Annotated in this window: 15 protein-coding genes and 2 pseudogenes; 6 read left to right on the forward strand and 11 right to left on the reverse strand. The window is 69.6% G+C overall.

All coding sequences use genetic code 11. The annotated features are described in order from the left end of the window. From JHD63_RS08755 to JHD63_RS08770, 4 genes and pseudogenes are all read left to right on the forward strand, one after another. Positions 1-120: pseudogene (locus JHD63_RS08755) on the forward strand (IS5/IS1182 family transposase); the annotation flags it as partial. Between the two features lie 310 nt (positions 121-430). Further along, positions 431-1,621, forward strand: a pseudogene (locus tag JHD63_RS08760) (IS3 family transposase). Positions 1,622-1,886: 265 nt separating this feature from the next. Further along, positions 1,887-2,876 carry an aldo/keto reductase gene (locus JHD63_RS08765; RefSeq protein ID WP_198970367.1) on the forward strand — a complete coding sequence of 330 codons (990 nt, stop codon included), beginning with the start codon at positions 1,887-1,889 and terminating at the stop codon, positions 2,874-2,876. A 17-nt stretch (positions 2,877-2,893) separates the two neighbouring features. Beyond that, positions 2,894-3,511 carry a flavodoxin gene (locus JHD63_RS08770; protein WP_233167826.1) on the forward strand — a complete coding sequence of 206 codons (618 nt, stop codon included), beginning with the start codon at positions 2,894-2,896 and terminating at the stop codon, positions 3,509-3,511. A 194-nt stretch (positions 3,512-3,705) separates the two neighbouring features. Here JHD63_RS08770 and JHD63_RS08775 read toward each other — a convergent pair whose 3' ends face one another. The 6 genes from JHD63_RS08775 to JHD63_RS08800 form a co-directional block, all read right to left on the reverse strand. Further along, positions 3,706-5,076 carry a carbohydrate porin gene (locus tag JHD63_RS08775; protein WP_198970368.1) on the reverse strand — a complete coding sequence of 457 codons (1,371 nt, stop codon included), beginning with the start codon at positions 5,074-5,076 and terminating at the stop codon, positions 3,706-3,708. A 138-nt stretch (positions 5,077-5,214) separates the two neighbouring features. Then, positions 5,215-6,771 carry a tripartite tricarboxylate transporter permease gene (locus JHD63_RS08780; protein ID WP_198970369.1) on the reverse strand — a complete coding sequence of 519 codons (1,557 nt, stop codon included), beginning with the start codon at positions 6,769-6,771 and terminating at the stop codon, positions 5,215-5,217. A 6-nt stretch (positions 6,772-6,777) separates the two neighbouring features. Next, positions 6,778-7,254 carry a tripartite tricarboxylate transporter TctB family protein gene (locus tag JHD63_RS08785; protein ID WP_233167828.1) on the reverse strand — a complete coding sequence of 159 codons (477 nt, stop codon included), beginning with the start codon at positions 7,252-7,254 and terminating at the stop codon, positions 6,778-6,780. Positions 7,255-7,449: 195 nt separating this feature from the next. Then, complete coding sequence (locus tag JHD63_RS08790) at positions 7,450-8,922, reverse strand: ATP-binding protein (protein ID WP_370590435.1); 1,473 nt, start codon at positions 8,920-8,922, stop codon at positions 7,450-7,452. Positions 8,923-8,944: 22 nt separating this feature from the next. Beyond that, positions 8,945-9,637, reverse strand: coding sequence for a response regulator (locus tag JHD63_RS08795; protein WP_198970371.1), 693 nt, complete (start codon positions 9,635-9,637; stop codon positions 8,945-8,947). A gap of 126 nt (positions 9,638-9,763) precedes the next feature. Beyond that, complete coding sequence (locus tag JHD63_RS08800) at positions 9,764-10,918, reverse strand: iron-containing alcohol dehydrogenase (protein WP_198970372.1); 1,155 nt, start codon at positions 10,916-10,918, stop codon at positions 9,764-9,766. Positions 10,919-11,072: 154 nt separating this feature from the next. Between JHD63_RS08800 and alaS the strand changes: the two genes are divergently transcribed. Together alaS and JHD63_RS08810 are read left to right on the forward strand one after the other, a co-directional pair. Continuing rightward, positions 11,073-13,682, forward strand: coding sequence for an alanine--tRNA ligase (gene alaS, locus JHD63_RS08805; protein WP_198970373.1), 2,610 nt, complete (start codon positions 11,073-11,075; stop codon positions 13,680-13,682). Between the two features lie 95 nt (positions 13,683-13,777). Next, positions 13,778-14,626: a dienelactone hydrolase family protein gene (locus tag JHD63_RS08810; protein ID WP_198970374.1), complete on the forward strand. Its 849-nt coding sequence runs from the start codon at positions 13,778-13,780 to the stop codon at positions 14,624-14,626. Positions 14,627-14,697: 71 nt separating this feature from the next. Here JHD63_RS08810 and JHD63_RS08815 read toward each other — a convergent pair whose 3' ends face one another. From JHD63_RS08815 to JHD63_RS08835, 5 genes are all read right to left on the reverse strand, one after another. Beyond that, positions 14,698-15,465 (reverse strand): class II aldolase/adducin family protein, encoded by a 768-nt coding sequence (locus tag JHD63_RS08815; protein ID WP_198970375.1) that lies wholly within the window; start codon positions 15,463-15,465, stop codon positions 14,698-14,700. A 99-nt stretch (positions 15,466-15,564) separates the two neighbouring features. Then, positions 15,565-16,584: a GGDEF domain-containing protein gene (locus JHD63_RS08820; RefSeq protein ID WP_198970376.1), complete on the reverse strand. Its 1,020-nt coding sequence runs from the start codon at positions 16,582-16,584 to the stop codon at positions 15,565-15,567. A 127-nt stretch (positions 16,585-16,711) separates the two neighbouring features. Then, positions 16,712-17,452, reverse strand: coding sequence for a tRNA (guanosine(46)-N7)-methyltransferase TrmB (gene trmB / locus JHD63_RS08825; RefSeq protein ID WP_370590431.1), 741 nt, complete (start codon positions 17,450-17,452; stop codon positions 16,712-16,714). Next, a complete protein-coding gene (gluQRS, locus tag JHD63_RS08830; protein WP_198970398.1) occupies positions 17,449-18,462 on the reverse strand; it encodes a tRNA glutamyl-Q(34) synthetase GluQRS in 1,014 nt (337 codons plus the stop codon). The genes trmB and gluQRS overlap by 4 nt, the downstream gene beginning before the upstream one ends. A gap of 62 nt (positions 18,463-18,524) precedes the next feature. Then, complete coding sequence (locus JHD63_RS08835; RefSeq protein ID WP_198970377.1) at positions 18,525-19,595, reverse strand: NAD(P)/FAD-dependent oxidoreductase; 1,071 nt, start codon at positions 19,593-19,595, stop codon at positions 18,525-18,527. Positions 19,596-19,658: the final 63 nt, after the last annotated feature.

The following is a 19,658-nucleotide window of genomic DNA, read 5'->3' on the forward strand; positions in this document are numbered from 1 at the left end:
TGGCTGGCCGCGTTTGGCAAGCTGCGAACCCGCTTCGAGCGCCGCATCGACATTCATGTCGCGCTGCTTTCCCTGGCTTGTTGTGTCATCTGTGCTCGCAACCTCCCTTTGTTTTGTTAGCCGCTCTAAAGCGGTTCATCGGACGAGTGAAGCGCTTGGGGCCTCCGCCGAACGGTGCGCCCAGCGCCTGAGCGGTCCTTGTTGGCTGCGGGTAGCCGTCCCCAGACGATGATGGAAGCGTTGCGTTGACTAGCGCCCCCGGCTGGTACAATATGTAGCCTATTCCCGTGTAGCGAACGGGAAAAACCCGTTATTAATCAATGGGTTAGTTGATTGGACTTGTTCCCTTCACCCGCTCCACTTCAACTGACCTTGCCCGCGGAAAACGTATCCCTTGCTGAGTGATTCAATGCAAGCAAGGAGAACGGAAATGACGAGGACGACGAGGGCGCGCTACACGCTCGAACTCAAGCAAGAGGCGGTGCGGTTGGTCGAGGGTGGCCAGAGCATCGCGGCGGCGGCGCGGACATTGGGCGTGGTCGATCAGACGATATTCAACTGGGTCAAGGCGCATCGGTAGGGCAAGCTCAATGGAGTTGACGACAAGCCGCGCGTGAGCGCCGAGCAGATGGAGATCAGCCGGCTGCGAGCCGAGCTGGCGCGCGTGAAGATGGAGCGCGACATCCTGGGAAAAGCGACGGCGTACTTTGCAAAAGGATCGACTTGAGGTACGCCTTCATCCAACGTCACCGGCGCGTATGGCCGATCCCGGTGCAATGCCGAGTGCTGGAGGTCAGCGTGGCCGGATACCACGAGCACCTCGTTCGGCCGGGCCAGCGATGCACAGCGCCGGCACCTGAGCGACGATGCGCTGCTGGTGCACATCACGGCCATCCACACCGAGACGCATGGCGGCTATGGCTGGCCGCGCATCTGGAAGGAATTGCTCGCCCGGGGCATCCGTGTGGGCAAGGAGCGGGTGCAAAAGCTCATGCAACTGCACGGCTTCCGGGCGAAGGGCAAGCGCCGCTTCAAGGTCACGACCGACAGCAAACACGACCTTCCGATCTCGCCCAACCTGCTGGATCGGCAGTTCAGCGTGGCCGAGCCCGACAAGGTCTGGGCGGGCGGTATCACCTACATCGCCACCGACGAGGGCTGGCTGTTCCTGGCGGTGGTGATCGACCTGTTCAGCCGCCAGGTGGTGGGCTGGTCGCTGCGCGCGGACATGACGCGCGATATCCTCATCGATGCGTTGCGCATGGCGTGGTTCAAGCGCCATCCGGCCAAGCAAGCCGGGTTGATCTTCCACAGCGACCGTGGCAGCCAGTACGCCAGCAAGGACTTCAGGGAAGTGCTGACCGAGTACGGCATCACGAGCTCGATGAGCCGCAAAGGCAAATGCTGGGACAACGCCTGCAGCGAGACGCTGTTCGGTTCGCTGAAGGTGGAGCGACTGCACGGGCAGCGCTTCGAGACCCGGCGCCAGGCCAAGGACGAAACCATTGCGTGGCTGTTCTGGTACAACCAGACGCGGCTGCACTCGACGCTGGCCTATGTCAGCCCGATGCGGTTCGAGCAAGACTGGTTTGCGGCTCAGGCCATGCAAGCCAACTCGTGACTCGGCTATGCGATACGGATTCCAGGGGCAAGGTCAGTCGGGTACTGCTTGCGCCTTGCCATGCGGCGAATCTACCCCAGGCGTTATCAAGTTCATAACACGCTCTAGTCGCGCGCAGGCGCGATCGCTACATTCGCTGGCGACGCGGTCCCACGACGATTCGCCAAATGGGCCGGGCGATCCGCCTGTCTTGCGGCCGGTCTTCATCGTGCCGTCGCAGCCCCTCGCTGAGGGCGTGCAGGATCGGCTTCAAAGGAGAAACATCATGCAAAAGCGCAAAGTTGGAAACAGTCATCTGGAAGTCTCGGCCCTGGGCCTGGGTTGCATGGGCTTGAGCCACGGCTACGGCCCGCCCACGGACACCGGGCAGGCGATCTCGCTGATTCGGGCTGCAGTGGAACGTGGCGTGACCTTCTTCGACACCGCAGAGGCCTACGGACCCTATCTGAACGAGGGAGTCGTCGGCGAGGCCCTTGGCCCCGTGCGCGACCAGGTGGTGATCGCCACCAAGTTCGGGTTCACGTTTGGCGACGACCACCAGCAGCAGATCCTCAACAGCCGGCCGGAGCACATTCGCTGGGCCGTCGAAGGTTCGCTCACGCGCCTGAAGACCGACGTGATCGACCTGCTGTACCAGCACCGGGTCGATCCCGAGGTGCCGATCGAGGACGTGGCCGGCACGGTCAAGGACTTGATCGCCGAGGGCAAGGTCAAGCACTTTGGCTTGTCCGAGGCGGGTGCCCAGACGATCCGCCGCGCACATGCGGTGCAGCCCGTCACTGCCTTGCAGAGCGAATACTCGCTGTGGTGGCGCGAGCCCGAGCAAGAGATCCTGCCGACGCTGGAGGAACTCGGCATCGGCTTCGTTCCGTTCGCACCGCTGGGCAAGGGTTTTCTCACCGGCGCCATCACAGCAGACGCCACCTTCGGCGCGGGCGATTTCCGCAGCAGGGTGCCTCGCTTTTCACCCGAAGCGCTGCAGGCCAACCAGGGTTTGGTGCATCTGATTGGCCAGATCGCCGACAGCAAGGGCGCCACACCCGCCCAGATCGCGCTGGCCTGGCTGCTGGCGCAAAAGCCGTGGATCGTGCCCATCCCGGGGACGACGAAGCTGCACCGGCTGGAGGAGAACCTGGGCGCGGCCGCGCTGGAGCTGTCGCAAGCCGACCTGAGCAGGATCGAGCAGGCGCTGGCCGAGGTCAGGGTCCAGGGTGACCGATACCCGGCCGAACTCCAGGCGCGTGTCGGCCGATAGCGCCAGGAGCAGCCCCGTTGGCTTCTGACCATGACTCGACCCGCCGCGGCGTGATGACGGCGCTCGCCGCCCTTCCGCTGGGCGCCGCGGCGGCGGCCAACGCCCAAGGCGGTGAACTGCGCCGGCAGGGCTCGCGCACCCTGGTGGCCTACTTCTCCCGGTCGGGCAACACGCGCGTGGTCGCCGGACTGATTCATCGCGCCCGCGGCGCCGATCTGTTCGAGATCCAGCCGGCCAGGCCGTACCCGGAGGACTATCTGGAGACGGTGGCCCAGGCCCGCATGGAAACCGACAGCGGCCATGAGCCACCGCTGGCGGCCACGATCACGGCCATGGCGGACTACGACACGGTGTTCCTCGGCTTTCCGATCTGGGGCGAAACGGCGCCGCCCGTGGTCCGCTCCTTCCTCTCCGGCCACGACCTGTCCGGCAGGACGCTGATCCCTTTCATCACCCACGGCGGCTACGGACCAGGCAAAAGCCTGGATGTTCTCGCTAGCCACGCGCCGAAAGCGCGGCTGCTCACAGGATTCGTCATGGAGATGGACCAGGAGAGGCGGACGATGGAGCGTGTGACGAGTTGGCTGAGAGCCGTTTCTTCTCACACCGCGATCCGGCCAGGGTCAAGTGGATGAGCGAGCGCCATCTTGACGTTTGACGGGCGCTCGCTCGGTGACGAAATCAAATGGCTGAGCTGATGGGGTCGACGCGATCCGGCGCGTAGAGGCTGGCGCCTGCGCATCTGCCAGGGCAGGCGATGGTGCTATTAATTATGTAGCTATATACCCAGGCGGAACCTGGGCTACAGGCCATTTTCAATCAGAAAATATCAGATTTCGACGTGCAGGCGCACGGTGCCGATTTTCACCGGGCCCCGGTCGGCGTTGTAGCCGGGGTTGTGGATGAGCTGCAGGCCGAAGCTCAGGGCCGCGTCGCTGCGGCCGAGGCCGAAACCGATGCGGTAGTAGCCCTCGAAGATGTTCTCCGTCCGGTAGCGCAGCCGGCCGTCGCCGACGAAGAAGTCGGTGCCGCCGGCGGCCAGATAGGCGCGGTGCGCCGAGGACAGGCCGTTGACGGCGGCGGCCAGCCCCAGCGCATCCAGCGGCCGGCCCCAGCGCGCGCCCTCGAAGGTGGCGCCGGCGGAGAAGGCGCGGTCGATCGAGGTGAAGGCATAGGGCTCGGAGCGGCCGTCGTTGGCCGAGGCCCGCAGGAAGACGCCCACGCCGTCGGCCACCTGCTGCTCCAGATGCACGCCGGCGCCATACTTGCTGCGCCGCTTGCGCACCGGGGCCAGCTCCGGCGTGCCGCCGTTCTGCCGCGCGTAGGCCAGAGCATCGTCGAAGCCGGCCATGACGGCCACGTTGTGGAAGCCCAGCAGGCGCAGCGAGCCTTCGCGCCCGCCCACGGTATAGCGCCGCTCCAGTTCGACCTGGTCGCCGTAGTGCGAAAAGATGCGCCGGTCCAGCGGCAGGCCGTTGGACTGCTTCGGCTGCAGGAAGCGGCCCGCGCGCAGCGACCAGTCGTCGCCGTGCCGGTAGTCCAGCGCCGCGCCCCAGGTGTAGCCGCGCGAGTCGGCGGCGTAGTCGTAGGCGCCGTGCGTCAGGAAGGACCAGTTGAGGAACTGCGTGCGCGCGTCGCTCGCGTGCAGGCTGTTGTCGAAGACGTCGGTCAGCGCGAAGTTGCCGGCGGTCAGCGTCAGGCGCCGCTTGTCATAGGCGCCGGCGAGCTGGTTGGCGTCGGACTCCACCTGCTCGGTGCCGCCGCCCAGGCCCCAGGTGTGGCGCAGGAACAGGCGCGCGCGGTAGAAGGTCGGCGAGGAGCCCGCGGCCTTCTGCAGTTCGCCATTGGTGGGGCCGCCCAGGCCGGTCAGGTTGGACAGGGGCAGGCCCTGCACCACCTCCGGGTTGAAGTAGGCCTCGGTCGCCGGGCCCAGGCGCAGGCCCATGAACGCGGTGGAGGTGAACGAGTAGCTGCGCGCGCGCTCGGGCGAAAGGCTGTCCGGGCCGGAGTAGGCGGCCGGGAACGAGGGCTTGATCTGCCAGACGTAAGTGGCCTGGGCGTGGAGATTCCACGGCTCGGGCCCGGGCTCGGCCGCGGCTGCTTCGGCAGCACGTGCCGTGCCACAGAGGCCGAGCAGCAGGGCGGTGGCGATCCGCAGGCCGTGGCGGGCGGGGAGGGAGGGGGAGTGGGTAAGGCGCATGGGGCGGCGCAGTATAGCCGCGACCCCGTGTCAACCTCATGACGATTGGAGCCAAAAGCCCATGTCCTGCGCCGGTGTCATGCTATTGAAACAGGAGTGCCGGCGCGGGCGGGGCCGACCGGATCAGCCCACCCGTTGTCACGCTTCCTTGGGAAGCACCACGTGGGCAGAGGCCAGCACCTCGTCGGCCACCGACTCCTGCGGCTTGCCGCGCTGCTTGCCGCGCCAGGCCGACCAGGTCACGCCGGCCAGCAGCAGGGCGCTGAGCGCGATGAAGGTGCCGCTGATCGGGCGGGTGACGAAGATCGCCATGTCGCCGCGCGACAGCAGCAGGGCGCGGCGGAAGTTCTCCTCCACCATCGGCCCGAGCACGAAGCCCAGCATGATCGGGGCCACCGAGAAGTCGAGTGCCATCAGCAGCGCGCCGATCAGGCCGAAGGCCAGCACTTCCCAGATCTGGAACAGATTGTTTTGGGTGCTGAACACGCCCACCGCGATGAAGAACATGGCCGAGGGGAACAGGTAGCGGTAGGGCACCTGCAGCAGCTTGACCCAGACGCCGATCATCGGCACGTTGAGCACCATCAGGATCACGTTGCCGATCCAGAAGCTGGCGATCAGGCCCCAGAAGATGTCCGGGTGGTCGGTGATCAGCTGCGGGCCGGGCTGTATGCCCTGGATCAGCAGCGCGCCCAGGATCAGCGCCATCACCGCATCGCCCGGGATGCCCAGGCTCATGGTCGGGATGAAGTCCACCTGCGTCTTGGAGTGGGCCGAGGCCTCCGGGCCAGCCACACCGGCGATCATGCCGGTGCCGAACTTCTCGGGCGTCTTGGAGAGCTTGCGCTCCAGCGCGTAGGCGACGAAGGTGGTGATAGTCGGGCCGGTGCCCGGCATGGCGCCGAACAGCGTGCCCACGCCGGTGCCGCGCACCATGGGCCAGAAGGCCTCCTTCAGTTCGGCCCAACTCGGCCGCATGTCGCGGATGCGCAGCGAGGTGTTGGCGGTGATCACCTTCATGCGGTTGACGTTGAGCAGGAAGTCGGCCACGCCGAACAGGCCCATGGCGATGGCCACCAGCTCCAGCCCGTCGCTCAGTTCAGGCACGCCGAACGAGAAGCGGAAGCTGCCTGTGTTGACGTCGGTGCCGACCACGCCGCAGAGCAGGCCGAACAGCGTCATCGCCACGCCCTTGAGAGGCGAGCCGCGCGACATGGTCGAGCCCGCCAGCAGGCCCAGCAGCATGATCGAGAAGATCTCGGTCGGGCCGAACTTGAACGCGATCTCGGTCAGCAGCGGCGAGGCGAACACCATCACCAGGATGCCCACCGACGCCGCGAAGAACGAGCAGATCATGGTGATGCCCAGCGCCGTGCCGCCCTTGCCGGCCTTGGTCATGGGGTAGCCGTCCAGGCAGGTCACCGCATGCGGCGGGTGCGAGGGCAGGTTCAGCAGGATGGCGCCGATGGCGCCGCCGTACTGCGAGCCGTAGAAGATGCCGGCGAGCATCAGGATGGCCGGCACCGGGTGCATCGCGTAGGTCAGCGGCAGCAGGATGGAGATCGCCGACAGCGCCCCCATGCCGGGCAGCACGCCGATCAGGTTGCCGATCAGCACGCCGAAGAAGGACCACATCAGGTTTGTGCCCTGGAACGCGACGCCAAAGCCGAACCACAGGTCTTGCAGGGACTGCATCACGGCTCAGGCCCCCCATTTCCAGAGCGGCAGCTGCAGTTGCAGCGCCCACCAGAACACCACCGTGGCGACGGCCATCATGGCCAGCGACAGCAGCAGCGCCTGCAGCCAGGTATTGCTGCGGTCGCCCAGCGCCGAGATGAAGACGATGGCGAAGGTCGCCGGCAGCAGGCCGAGGTATTCGCCCAACAGCAGGAAGGCGAGCACGCCCAGGATGATGCACAGGGCCCCGCGCAGGTCGGGCATGCCGTGCGCATGGCCGATGGCCGGGCCCGGCGGCGCCGTCTGGCCGCGCGCGGAGGCGGCGATGAGCACGCCGGTCACCACCAGCAGCGCCCCGACGGCGCAGGGAAAGAAGCCCGGGCCCATGTGGGCCAGCGTGCCGAGCCGGTACTGCACGCTCGCGTAGATGGCCGCCAGCCCGATCAGCACCATCAAGGCGCCGCCGTAGTAGTCCTTCTTGAAGTGGGAGGGGGATTTCATCGCGGCGCTCCAGGGAGGGCACCGGCGGCTTGCCGGTCGGGTGCGCCGGCGGCGCGAAGCTCGTGCATGGTCTGGATCTCCTTCTCGGGACACCTGCTGTTGTCGCGGCGCGACGCTCGGCAGAGATAAGGCGCAGTCTAGGAAGCGAAGCTTCCAATCCGCTTCCAACGGGCTTGCCGCGCCTCAAAATACGTGTTATTGCGTACGCGCCCGCGGTAGCAGCAGGCGGGCGCAAAGGCCCTGGCCGCCCTCGGCATTGGCCTCGCCCTCGGCCAGCACGATGTCGCCGCCATTGCGCCGCGCGTAGGCGCGCGCGATCGCCAGGCCCAGCCCGGCGCCGCCGGTGCTGCGGCCGAAGCGCTCGAACGCCGCCTCGCGCCGCTCGGGCGCAATGCCCGGGCCGGCATCGCGGACCTCGGCCACGGCCAGCCCGCCGTCGATGCGCACCAGGACGGTGACGCTGCCGCCTGCGGGCGTGTGGCGGATCGCGTTGTGCAGCAGATTGGCCAGCGCCTCGTGCAGTTCTGCGGCCTGCGCCCGCACCGGCGCGGCCGGGGCGTCTGCGCCTTCGGGCGCATCCTCGCCGCGCACGTCCACCCAGCCCAGGTCCAGCTGTTTCTCGCGCGCCAGCGGCAGGTACTGCAGCACCACCTCGCGCGCGACCGCGTTCAGGTCGGCGAGCGGCGGCGTGCCGGCCTCATCCAGCGCGCGGCGGGCGTGCGCCAGGGCCAGCAACTGGTCCGACAGCCGGCGGCTGCGGGCGAGCTGGGCCATGATCGCGTGCAGGGTCTCGCGCATGCGTTCCGGGTCCTGCTCGCGCAGCGCGTAGCCGGCCTGGGCCAGCATGATGGCCAGCGGCGTGCGCAACTGGTGCGAGGCGTCGGCCAGGAAGCTCGCCTGCTCGGCCAGCATCTCGCGGTGTTCGTCGATATGGTGGTTCACCGCATCCACCAGCGGCGCGACCTCCGAGGGCACGCCCCTGGCATCGAGCGGCTGCAGGTCGTTCGTGGGCCGCTCGCGCAGCGAGGCGCGCAGGCGTTCGAGCGGGCGCAGCGCCCAGGCCACGCCCAGCCACACCAGCAGCAGGGTCAGGCCGAGCATCCGCGCGTCCTGCCACAGCTCGTGCCGCAGCCAGGCCTGCCGCGCCTCGGCGCGCCGGCCGGTGCTCTCCGCGGCCTGCACCTGCAGCCGGTAGCGCTGGCCGGCGCCGTTCTCGATGTCGCGCCGCAGCACGGCCACGCGCACCGCATAGCCGCGGTAGGCCGCGTCGTAGAACAGCAGGCGTCCGCCGTGGGCGCCGCCGAAGCTGGCGGGCGGCGGCAGGAACTCGGCGCCCGCCGGGGGCGGCGGCAGGTCGGCGACCCCCATCAGGGTGCGCTCCGGCGCGCCGGGCGGCGCCAGCGGCGTGAGCGTCACGCGCAGGTGCTTGTGGAGCGCCTGCACCGAGTCGAACATGGCCTGCACCTCGAAGGACACGCGCAGGCCGATCTCGCCGCGTGCGTCGATGCCGACGCTGTCGTCCAGCGCCGACAGCGGCTCCAGCAGGGCCTGGTCGTAGGCGTTCTCGTTGATGCGGGCGAAGGCGCGGTAGTCGCTCCAGCTGTCCACCGCCAGCAGGGCGGTGAGGCCCGGCAGCAGCAGCGCAAGCAGCAGCGCCCGGATGCCCATGCGCCGCGCCGGCCGCGGGCCTTCAGGTACCGGCGGCGTCGGCATGCGCCGTGCTCTCCAGCAGGTAGCCCAGGCCGCGCACGGTGACGATGTGCACGTCGCTGCCGGCCAGCTTGCGCCGCAGGCGGTGCAGCACCTGTTCGATGGCGTCGGGCCCGGCGTTGCTGTCGTGCGGGAACACCTTGCCGTAGAGCTGCGACTTGCCGACCGGCGTGCCGGCGCGCATCAGCAGCGCGGTCAGCGCCGCATGCTCGCGCGGCGTGAGTTGCAGCAGCGCGCCGGCCAGGGTGAAGGCGCGGCTGTCGCCGTCATAGGCCAGCGAGGCGCATTGCAGCCGCGGGTGCTGGCGCCCGTGGCTGCGCCGCACCAGGGCGGCCAGCCGGGCCTCCAGTTCTTCGATGGCGAAGGGCTTGGCCAGGAAGTCGTCGGCGCCCAGGTTCAGGGCGCGCACCCGCTCGGGCAGGGCGCCCTGCGCCGTCAGCACCAGCACCGGCGTGCGGTCGCCGCCGTCGCGCATGGCCGTGAGCACGCTCATCCCATGCCGGTCGGGCAGGCCCAGGTCCAGCACGACGGCGTCGTATTCGGTGCCGCTGGCCAGGAAGGCCCCGGCGGTGCGGGCGTCGGCGGCATGGTCGGGGACGAAGCCGCTCTGCTTGAGCGCGCGCGACAGCCACGACGCCATGTCGTGCTCGTCCTCTACCAGCAGGATGCGCATGGGGCGTGCTACCCGCGGCCCAGGCCGGAGGGCTTGCGCTGCGCGAGGGGGGAGGTCTTCATGTCGGCGTCTTTGCTGCGAAAAGGCCCGGGGGGCTGATGGCCAGGGATTGCATGGACTGCTGCGTCAGTAGGCCCGCCGGTAGATCGCCAGCGCATCCGCCTCCGCCACTTCGCGCGGGTTGTTGACCAGCAGCCGGGTCTGCTGCATGGCGTCGGCGGCCAGCAGCGGCAGGTCGGCTTCGCCTACGCCGTGGTCGCGCAGGCGCAGCGGCAGGCGGGTGGCGGCGGCCAGGGCCTCGACCCGGGCGATGAAGGCGGCCGTCTTCGCGGCATCGCTGCCCTGAACGCCGGGCACCAGCACCTCGGCCAGCGCGGCGTAGTGGCCGGCCGCGGCCTCGGCGTTGAAGCGCAGCACGTGCGGCAGCACCAGGGCGTTGGTCAGGCCATGCGGCAGGTGGAAGCGCCCGCCCAGCGGATAGGCCAGCGCGTGCACGGCCGCCACCGGCGCATTGGCGAAAGCCTGGCCGGCCAGCATGGCGCCCAGCAGCATGGCTTCGCGCGCGGGCAGGTCCTGGCCGTCCTCGCAGGCCTTGACCAGGTTCTGCGACAGCAGCCGCAGCGCCAGCAGCGCCAGGTGGTCCGACAGCGGGTTCTTCAGCCGCTTGCTGGTGAAGGCCTCGATCGCATGCACCATGGCGTCGATGCCCGTGGCCGCGGTCATGGCGCTCGGCAGCCCGGTGGTCAGCGTGGCGTCCAGGATGGCCATGTCCGCATACAACTGCCGCGCCACGATGCCGCTCTTTGTTGTGGCGCCGGTGGTGACGATGGAGATCGGCGTGACCTCCGAGCCGGTGCCGGCGGTGGTCGGCACCTGCACCAGCGGCAGCCGCTCGCCCTGCACCTTGTCGATGCCGTACATCTGCGCCAGCGGCTGCGGCCCGGCCAGCAGCACGGCCACCAGCTTGGCCACGTCCATGGACGAGCCGCCGCCCAGGCCGAGCACCACCTGGGTGCCGAAGTCGCGCGCACGGGCGGCGACCGTCTCCACCACGTGCTCGGGCGGATCGGCCTGCACGTCGTCCACCACTTGCACTTGCCAACGGCGGGCGCGCAGGCTGTCCAGCGCCGGCGCCAGCAGCCCGCTCCGGTGCAAGAAGGCATCGGTGATGACGCAGACGCGGCCGACCGGGTAGCGCTGGGACAGCAGTTCGCCCAGGCGCGCGGCGGCGCCGCTCTGGAGGATGATCTGGGGCACGGTCTGAAAGGTGAAGGGCTGCATGGGATTTCGCTCTGTTCTGGTCCGGATGCTCAAGGGTACGGCCAATCACCCATCCTGCGGCGATAACGCCGGTCCCCTGATAATGGAGGGTTACACCGGCAGCCACTTTCCCTCAAGCCCCATGACCGCACACACGACGACGCAGCGCTCCCCCATGAGCGTCGCGGACATCCGCAAGACCTTTCTCGACTTCTTCGCCTCCAAGGGCCACACGGTGGTGCCTTCGAGTTCGCTGGTGCCGGGCAACGATCCGACGCTGATGTTCACCAACTCCGGCATGGTGCAGTTCAAGGACGTGTTCCTGGGCACCGACCGCCGCCCCTACGTGCGGGCCGCCTCGGTGCAGGCCTGCCTGCGCGCCGGCGGCAAGCACAACGACCTGGAGAACGTGGGCTACACCGCGCGCCACCACACCTTCTTCGAGATGCTGGGCAACTGGAGCTTTGGCGACTACTTCAAGCGCGAATCGCTCAAGTGGGCCTGGGAACTGCTGACCGAGGTCTACCAACTGCCGGCCGAGCGCCTGCTGGCCACCGTCTACCAGGAGGACGACGAGGCCTACGACATCTGGACCCAGGAAATCGGCCTGCCGCCCGAGCGCGTGATCCGCATCGGCGACAACAAGGGCGGGCGCTACAAGTCCGACAACTTCTGGATGATGGCCGACACCGGCCCCTGCGGCCCGTGCAGCGAGATCTTCTACGACCACGGCCCGCACATCGCCGGCGGCCCACCGGGCAGCCCCGACGAAGACGGCGACCGCTTCATCGAGATCTGGAACAACGTGTTCATGCAGTTCGACATGGCCGAGGACGGCAGCGTCAAGCGCCTGCCCGCGCCCTGCGTGGACACCGGCATGGGCCTGGAACGCCTGGCCGCGATCCTGCAGCACGTGCACAGCAACTACGAGATCGACCTGTTCGACGCGCTCATCAAGGCCGCCGCGCGCGAGACCGGCGAGACGGACCTGGGCCACAAGAGCCTGCGCGTGATCGCCGACCACATCCGCGCCACCGCCTTCCTGGTGGCCGACGGCGTCATTCCGTCCAACGAGGGCCGCGGCTACGTGCAGCGCCGCATCGTGCGCCGCGCCATCCGCCACGGCTACAAGCTGGGCCGGAAGAAGCCCTTCTTCCACAAGCTGGTGGCCGACCTGGTGGCGCAGATGGGCGACGCCTATCCCAAGCTCAGGGCCGACGAGGCGCGCATCACCGAAGTGCTCAAGGCCGAGGAGGAGCGCTTCTTCGAGACCCTGGCCAACGGCATGGAAATCCTCGACGGCACGCTGGCCGGCGGCGTGCAGACGCTGCCCGGCGAGGTCGCCTTCAAGCTGCACGACACCTACGGCTTCCCGCTCGACCTGACGCAGGACGTAGCGCGCGAGCGCGGCGTGCAGGTGGACGCCGCCGGCTTCCAGGCCGCCATGGAGCGGCAGAAGGCCGCCGGCCGCGCCGCCGGCAAGTTCAGGATGGACCGCGCGCTGGACTACGGCGGCACCGGCAACATCTTCACCGGCTACGACACGCTGGAGGAGGTCGCGCAGGTCGTGGCGCTGTACCACGAAGGCACGCCGGTGCAGCAATTGGCCGAGGGCCAGAGCGGCGTGGTCGTGCTCAGCAGCACGCCGTTCTATGCCGAGAGCGGCGGCCAGGTCGGCGACCAGGGCGTGCTGGCGGCCGAGGGCGTGCAGTTCGGCGTGGACGACACGCAGAAGATCAAGGCCGACGTCTTCGGCCACCACGGCACGCAGACCCAGGGCACGCTCAAGCTCGGCGACACGGTCACGGCGCGCGTCGACACCGCGCTGCGCGCCGCCACCCAGCGCAACCACAGCGTCACCCACCTGATGCACAAGGCCCTGCGCGAGGTGCTGGGCACGCACGTCCAGCAGAAGGGCTCGCTGGTGAATGCCGAGCGCACCCGCTTCGACTTCGCCCACAACGCGCCGGTGACCGACGCCCAGATCGCCGAGATCGAGCGCCGCGTCAACGAGGAAATCCTGGCCAACGCGCCGACCCAGGCGCGCGTGATGGACATCGAATCGGCGCAGAAGACCGGCGCCATGATGCTGTTCGGCGAAAAGTACGGCGACACCGTGCGCGTGCTCGACATCGGCAGCAGCCGCGAACTGTGCGGCGGCACCCACGTGCAGCGCACCGGCGACATCGGCCTGTTCAAGGTCGTGGCCGAGAGCGGCGTGGCCGCGGGCGTGCGCCGCATCGAGGCGGTGACTGGCACCCAGGCGCTGGCCTATCTGCAGGAACTCGAATCCACCGTGCACAGCGTGGCCGCCACGCTCAAGGCCCCGGCGCAGGAACTGCAGGGCCGCCTCGGCCAGGTGCTGGAGCAGGTGCGCACGCTGGAGAAGGAAGTCGCCGCCCTCAAGGGCCGGCTGGCCTCGTCCCAAGGCGATGAACTGCTGGCCCAGGCGGTGGACGTGGGTGGCCTGAAGGTGCTGGCCGCGCAACTGCCCGGCGCCGACGCCAAGACATTGCGCGAGACGCTGGACAAGCTCAAGGACAAGCTCAAGACCGCCGCCATCGTGCTGGCCTCGGCCGAAGGCGGCAAGGTGCAACTGGCGGCCGGCGTCACGGCCGACAGCATCGGCAGGCTCAAGGCCGGCGAACTGGTCAACTTCGTCGCCCAGCAGGTCGGCGGCAAGGGCGGCGGCAAGGCCGACATGGCCATGGCCGGCGGCACCGACGCCACGGCGCTGCCGGCGGCGCTGCAGTCGGTGCGCGCCTGGGTGGCCGAGCGGGTCTAGCCGCCCGGGATGGGCGGGAATCGCTCATCTTTCAGTAGCTGAAAGCCCAGGCGGAATCTGGGCTTTCGTCATTTTTGGCTGGAAAGAGGTGGCGTATGGTGCGGATGCAGATCGTGATCGCAGCATGGGCCTGCTGTGCGGCACAGGCCATGGCGGCCACGCCTACCCAGGTCAATTTCCCCAGCCGCGACGGCACGCCGCTGCTGGGCTGGCTGTTCCAGCCGCCGGCGCAACCGCCGCGCGCCACCGTGGTGGCGCTGCATGGCTGCGGCGGCCTGTACGCCACGGGCGGGCCGCGCAAGGGGCAGTTCAATGCGCGACACCAGGCCATGGCCGACCTGCTGGTGGGCGAGGGCTACGCGGTGCTATTCCCCGACAGCCTGCGCCCGCGCGGCATGGAGCAGATCTGCACGCAGAAGATCGGCACGCGCAGCATCACCCAGGTGCAGCGGCGCCACGACGGGCTGGCCGCGCTGGCCTGGGTGGCCGCACAGCCCTGGGCCGACCCGAAGAAGATCGCGGTGCTGGGCTGGTCGCACGGCGGCAGCGCGGTGCTGTCGGTGACCGACGCCACGCGCAGCGAGGTGCGGGACGTGCCGCAGACCTTTGCCACGGCGATTGCCTTCTACCCGGGCTGCAGCGCACCGCTCAGGAGCGGCTACCACTCCAACACCCACCTGACCCTGATGCTGGGCGCGCTCGACGACTGGACGCCGGCCGCGCCCTGCACTGCGCTGGGCGAGGCGGCCGGGGCCGAGGTGCATGTGTTCCCCGACAGCTACCACGACTTCGACAACCCGGTCGGCACCGTGCGCCTGCGCAAGGACGTGCCCAACGGCGTGCACCCCGGCCAGGGCGTGCATGTCGGGGCCAACCCGGCCGCGCGCGAGGCGGCCTATGCGCGGCTGCGCGAGCTGCTGGCCGGAGTGGCGGCCGCGCGCTAGCTGCAGCGCTTTTATTTTGATAGCTGATAGCCTAGGTACTGCCTGGGCTGGACGCATATTTCCCTGATACTTCAGTCGCGGTAGCCGGGATCGGTACGCTCCAGGCGCCGCAGCAGCGCGGGCCAGACGAACTGCCCGCCCAGGCCGCCGGTCTGTACCTTCATCGCCATGGCCGTGCCCTGCACGATGCGCGGGTCGACCTCTGTCAGCGCGCCGCCGGCCTGCGCGTCGATCTGGATGCGGCAGGCGTTCTCGAAGGTGTACATGGCCAGGAAGGCGTCGGCGATGCTGCGGCCCACGGTGAGCAGGCCGTGGTTGCGCAGCACGAGGAAGTTGGCCTCGCCCAGATCGGCCTGCAGGCGCGGTTTTTCATCTTCGCGAAAGGCCACGCCTTCGTAGCCGTGGTAGGCCAGCGAGGCCAGCACGAAGGTGGACTGCTGGCTGATCGGCAGCACGCCGGCCTGCTGCGCGCTTACCGCCACGCCGGCGCGGGTGTGGGTGTGCAGCACGCACTGGGCATCGGGCCGCGCCTCGTGCACCGCGCTGTGGATCACGAAGCCGGCCGGGTTCACCGGGAAGGGCGAGTCGTGCAGCTTGTTGCACTGCATATCGACCTTCACCAGGCTGGAGGCGGTGATCTCCTCGAACATGAGGCCGTAGGGGTTGATCAGGAACTGGTGCTGCGTGCCCGCCACCGAGGACGGCAGCTTGGCCGTGATGTGGGTGAAGACCATGTCGCTCCAGCCGTACAGCGCCACCAGGCGGTAGCACGCGGCCAGGTCGCAGCGCAGCGCCCATTCCTCGGCACTGACGGCTTCCTTCATCGAGAGGATGTGCATCGGGTGTCTCCTTGGCGGCCCGGCTTGCGGGGCCGTGGGAGCATTGTGCGGCGGCCCGGCGCTCCGGCCTGTCCCGCAGGCGCATGGCCCCCGGCCGCGTCAGAACAGCTCGACGCTGTCGTGCGCCACGCCTGCGGACTGCAGCAGGCCCTGGGCGACCAGGTCTTCGTAGAAGCAGACCTGGTTGCGGCCATGTTCCTTGGCGAAGTACAGCGCCTGGTCGGCATGGCCGAGGATCTCCACCGGCGCGCCGGTCTGCGCGCCGGTGAAGCCGACGCTGACCGTCACCCGGCCGACCTGGGGGAAGTTGTGCTGCTCGATGTTGATGCGGAAGCGGTTGAAGATGCGGTGCGCCGACTCCAGCGACACCGAGCGCAGCAGCACCACGAACTCCTCGCCGCCGAAGCGGAAGATGCGGTCCTGCGCCCGGAACGAGGAGCGCAGCAGATTGGCCACGAGGATCAGCACCTCGTCGCCGTAGATGTGGCCGAAGCGGTCGTTGACCTGCTTGAAGTGGTCGATGTCCACCACCGCCAGCCATTGCTGGTCGGAGTCGCCCGCGCCGGCATCCCCTGCCTTGGCCGGGAACTGCGCTTGTTCGCGCGCGCGGCGCGAGAACTGCTCGTCGAAGGTCTTGCGGTTGAACAGCCCCGTGAGCGCGTCGCGCTCGCTGTCATCGAGCAGGCTCTGGTAGTTGCGGTAGACCTCGACGATGCCGTAGACCACCTCGAGCGTCTGCTGCTCGTAGGGGGTGTCGTTCTGCACTTCCAGGCACGAGACCACCTTGTCGTGCAGCCGCACCGGCAGCCACAGGGTGTAGGGCTGACCCGGCCGGTAGCGCTGTGCGCTGGAATGCCGGTGCTCGATGGCGTCGACCAGCTCCGGGTAGTCGGCCAGCGACTCGTCCACCACCGGGGCGGGCTGCGTGGGAGGCATCTCGCCGCCATCGAACAGCATGTACCCCCGCAGCACGGCGCCCCGCGCGGAGGAGGCGAACTCCAGCTTTCGCACCCTGCGCACCTCCACCAGGTGGCGCAGCGCCGAGATCACCGACAACTCAAGCCGGTCATGATCGCGATGGCCGGTGATTTCGATGAGATGCTGGAGGATCGGAGTCATCGGATGGCGGATGCGCGTGCTCTGTGTGCGGCGTGGAGGTCCAACGGCAAGTTTGCAAGGGGTGTAAGACTTGTGTAACTGTGCATCATGGCACGGTAGCGGCTGATCGGCAAGGGCGCGCGCGGGGTTAACCCCGGGCAAAGACCAGGTCCCAGACGCCGTGGCCCAGGCGGATGCCCCGGTTTTCGAACTTCGTCAGCGGGCGGTAGGCCGGCCGGGGCGCGAAGCCGTCGGCCGCCACGGCGGTGTTGCGCAGCCGGGGTTCGGCGCCCAGCACCTCCAGCATCTGGTGCGCATAGGGCTCCCAGTCGGTGGCGCAGTGCAGGTAGCCGCCGGGTGCCAGGCGTTCTGCCACGCACGCGGCCCAGGCCGGCTGCACCAGCCGGCGCTTGTGGTGGCGCGTCTTGTGCCAGGGGTCGGGGAAGAAGAGGTGCACGCCGGCCAGCACGCCTGGCGCCAGCATGTGCTGGAGAACCTCCACCGCGTCGTGCTGCAGGATGCGGATGTTGGTCAGGCCCTGCTCGCCGATGCGCTTGAGCAGCGCGCCCACGCCGGGCTCGTGCACCTCGCAGCAGAGGAAGTTGGTCTGCGGCATCAGCGCGGCGATGTGGGCCGTGGCGTCGCCCATGCCGAAGCCGATCTCCAGCACGGTGGGCGCGCTGCGGCCGAAGGCCTCGGCCAGGTCCAGCGGCGCGGCGCGGTAGGGCAGCAGGAAGCGCGGGCCCTGCTCGGCAAAGGCGCGTGCCTGGCCGGAGGTGGTGCGGCCGGCGCGCAGGACGAAGCTCTTGACGGTCCGGCGGTAGACCGGCGCGGCCGTGTCGGGGGAGGCGCAGGAGGCGCTGGCGGTGGAAGCTTGCGGATCGTTCACCCGCCGGATTGTAGGAGGCGGCCGTGCGTGGCGCAGCGCAGGCTCCAGGCCGGCACCCAGCGGGCCAGCAGCGCTGCGGGCGGGTCGGTGGCCGGTCCCGCCGGCAGGCCCAGCACCCGCGCCGCCGCCGCCAGGGCCGCGGCGGGGCGCTGCGCGTCGAAGGGCCGCGCGCCGTTCTGTTTGGACAGCTTCTGGCCGTCTTCGGCCAGCACCAGCGGCGTGTGCAGGTAGCGCGGCGTCGGCAGGCCGAGCGCGCGCTGCAGCAGGATCTGGCGCGGCGTGTTGTCCAGCAGGTCGGCGCCGCGCACCACGTCGGTCACGCCCTGCGCGGCATCGTCCACCACCACGGCGAGCTGGTAGGCGAACAGGCCGTCTGAGCGCCGCAGCACGAAGTCGCCGACCTCGCGCTCCACGTCCTGCGCCTGCGGCCCGAGCGCGCGGTCCTGCCAGTGCAGGAGCGGGTCGTTTTCTTCGAAATTGATAGCGAAAAACCCAGATCCTTCCAGGGCTTCAGCCACTTTTGGCTCCAAAACGTCGGTGCGCAGGCGCCAGGCGCGCGCGGTCTTGCCCTGCAGGCCGCCGCGGCAGGTGCCGGGGTAGGGCAGCGCCGCGTGGCGCCGGCGCCGCAGGCCGCGCGCGGCCTGGGCTTGTTCGATCTCGCGGCGCGAGCAGCCGCAGGGGTAGGCCAGGCCGCGCGCGGCCAGGCTCTGCAGTGCGCCGGCATAGAGGCCGCCGCGCGCCGACTGCCAGACGGGCGGTTCGTCGGGCACCAGGGCGCAGGCGGCGAGCTGCGCCAGGATGGTCTGCGCGGCGCCGGGCAGGCAGCGTGGCGTGTCCACGTCCTCGATGCGCACCAGCCAGCGGCCGTGATGGGCGCGTGCGTCGAGCCAGCTGGCGAGTGCGGCGACCAATGAGCCCGCATGCAGGGGCCCGGTGGGCGAGGGCGCGAAACGCCCGACGTAACCGTGCGCCCCCCGGCTTGCCGCTGCGCGTGCTTCGCCACCGCCCAAGGGGGAGGCGCGGCCACCTTGGGGCGGCCCGGCGGCGTCCTGCGTTGCCTCGCCCGCCACGGCTACGCCACCTGCAGCGCCAGTTCCAGTCCGGAGAGGAAGGCGTCTTCCACGCGGTGGCCCAGGCACCAGTCGCCGCAGGCCCCCAGGCCGGCCTGGCGGTCCCAGAGATGCGAGTGGCCGAGCGGCTTGACGGTCTTGGCGTCGCGCCAGCGCCGCACCACGGCATAGGCCGGCGCGGCGCGGATGCCGGTGACTTCCGAGAAGGCGCGCAGCATCTTGGCGCAGACGCGTTCGGCGTCGTCGTCGAAGTGCTCGCGCGACCAGGCCTCGCTGGCCTGCACCGTCCAGCGCTCGATCGAGCCGCGTCCGGGTTTGGACGATTCGCGTGCCAGCCAGGCGATGCGGTGGTGCGTGCTGCGCGCGGCGTTCCATTGGGGCCCCAGGCTGCTCAGGCCCGGCTGCGAGGCCTGGGGAAAGGCCAGCATCAGGCTCCAGCACGGGGCGACTTCGCTGCCGCCGGCGGCCTTGGCCAGCGCCGTGGCCCGGGCGCCGCGCAGCAGTTCGGCGGCGGGGGCGGCCGGCACCGCCAGCAGCACCGCGTCGAAGCCCGCCACCACGCCGCTGGAGCCTTCGGCGCCGCTGGTGTGCAGTTGCCAGCGCCGCGGGTCGAGCGTGTCGCGCGCGATCGTCCGCACCCGGGTGGACGTGTACAGCGCGCCGGCGTCGGCCAGCGGCGCGGCCCAGTGCCGCAGCAGCGCATCCATGCGCCGCGCCGGCACCCAGTGCGCGTCGCGCGGCGGCAGGCCGGCGGCGGCGACGCGGCCCTGGGTGTCGAGCACGCGCACGGTGTTGGCGCTCCAGCGCCGGCACAGGCCGGGCGCAGTGGTGTCCAGCGCCAGCGCCATGCGCTGGTCGCGCACGGTGAAGTACTGCGCGCCGCTGTCGAAGCTGCCGAACGGCGAATCCTCGGTGGCCATGCGGCCGCCCGGCGCTGCGTCCTGCTCGAAGACCGTCACGCGGTGGCCGGCCTGCACCAGGGTACGGGCGCAGGCGATGCCGGCCATGCCGGCGCCAATGACGGCGATGCTGCGGGACGCGGGCGGCTGCGGGCGGCGGGGGGAAAAGGGCATGCGGGTCTCCTGTGGGCAATCGACGCGTGCCCGTGAAAAAAGGCAATGGCGCGTGCCGCGACT

Source organism: Xylophilus sp. ASV27, assembly GCF_016428875.1.
Taxonomy (GTDB): Bacteria; Pseudomonadota; Gammaproteobacteria; order Burkholderiales; family Burkholderiaceae_C; genus Xylophilus.

Coding starts and splice junctions, on each gene's coding strand:
- alaS (WP_198970373.1), top strand. CDS start 11,073: ATGAGCGTCGCGGACATCCGCAAGACCTTTCTCGACTTCTTCGCCTCC.
- JHD63_RS08780 (WP_198970369.1), bottom strand. CDS start 6,771: ATGCAGTCCCTGCAAGACCTGTGGTTCGGCTTTGGCGTCGCGTTCCAG.
- JHD63_RS08815 (WP_198970375.1), bottom strand. CDS start 15,465: ATGCACATCCTCTCGATGAAGGAAGCCGTCAGTGCCGAGGAATGGGCG.
- JHD63_RS08820 (WP_198970376.1), bottom strand. CDS start 16,584: ATGACTCCGATCCTCCAGCATCTCATCGAAATCACCGGCCATCGCGAT.
- JHD63_RS08785 (WP_233167828.1), bottom strand. CDS start 7,254: ATGAAATCCCCCTCCCACTTCAAGAAGGACTACTACGGCGGCGCCTTG.
- JHD63_RS08800 (WP_198970372.1), bottom strand. CDS start 10,918: ATGCAGCCCTTCACCTTTCAGACCGTGCCCCAGATCATCCTCCAGAGC.
- JHD63_RS08765 (WP_198970367.1), top strand. CDS start 1,887: ATGCAAAAGCGCAAAGTTGGAAACAGTCATCTGGAAGTCTCGGCCCTG.
- JHD63_RS08790 (WP_370590435.1), bottom strand. CDS start 8,922: ATGGGCATCCGGGCGCTGCTGCTTGCGCTGCTGCTGCCGGGCCTCACC.
- JHD63_RS08775 (WP_198970368.1), bottom strand. CDS start 5,076: ATGCGCCTTACCCACTCCCCCTCCCTCCCCGCCCGCCACGGCCTGCGG.
- JHD63_RS08795 (WP_198970371.1), bottom strand. CDS start 9,637: ATGCGCATCCTGCTGGTAGAGGACGAGCACGACATGGCGTCGTGGCTG.
- JHD63_RS08810 (WP_198970374.1), top strand. CDS start 13,778: ATGGTGCGGATGCAGATCGTGATCGCAGCATGGGCCTGCTGTGCGGCA.
- JHD63_RS08835 (WP_198970377.1), bottom strand. CDS start 19,595: ATGCCCTTTTCCCCCCGCCGCCCGCAGCCGCCCGCGTCCCGCAGCATC.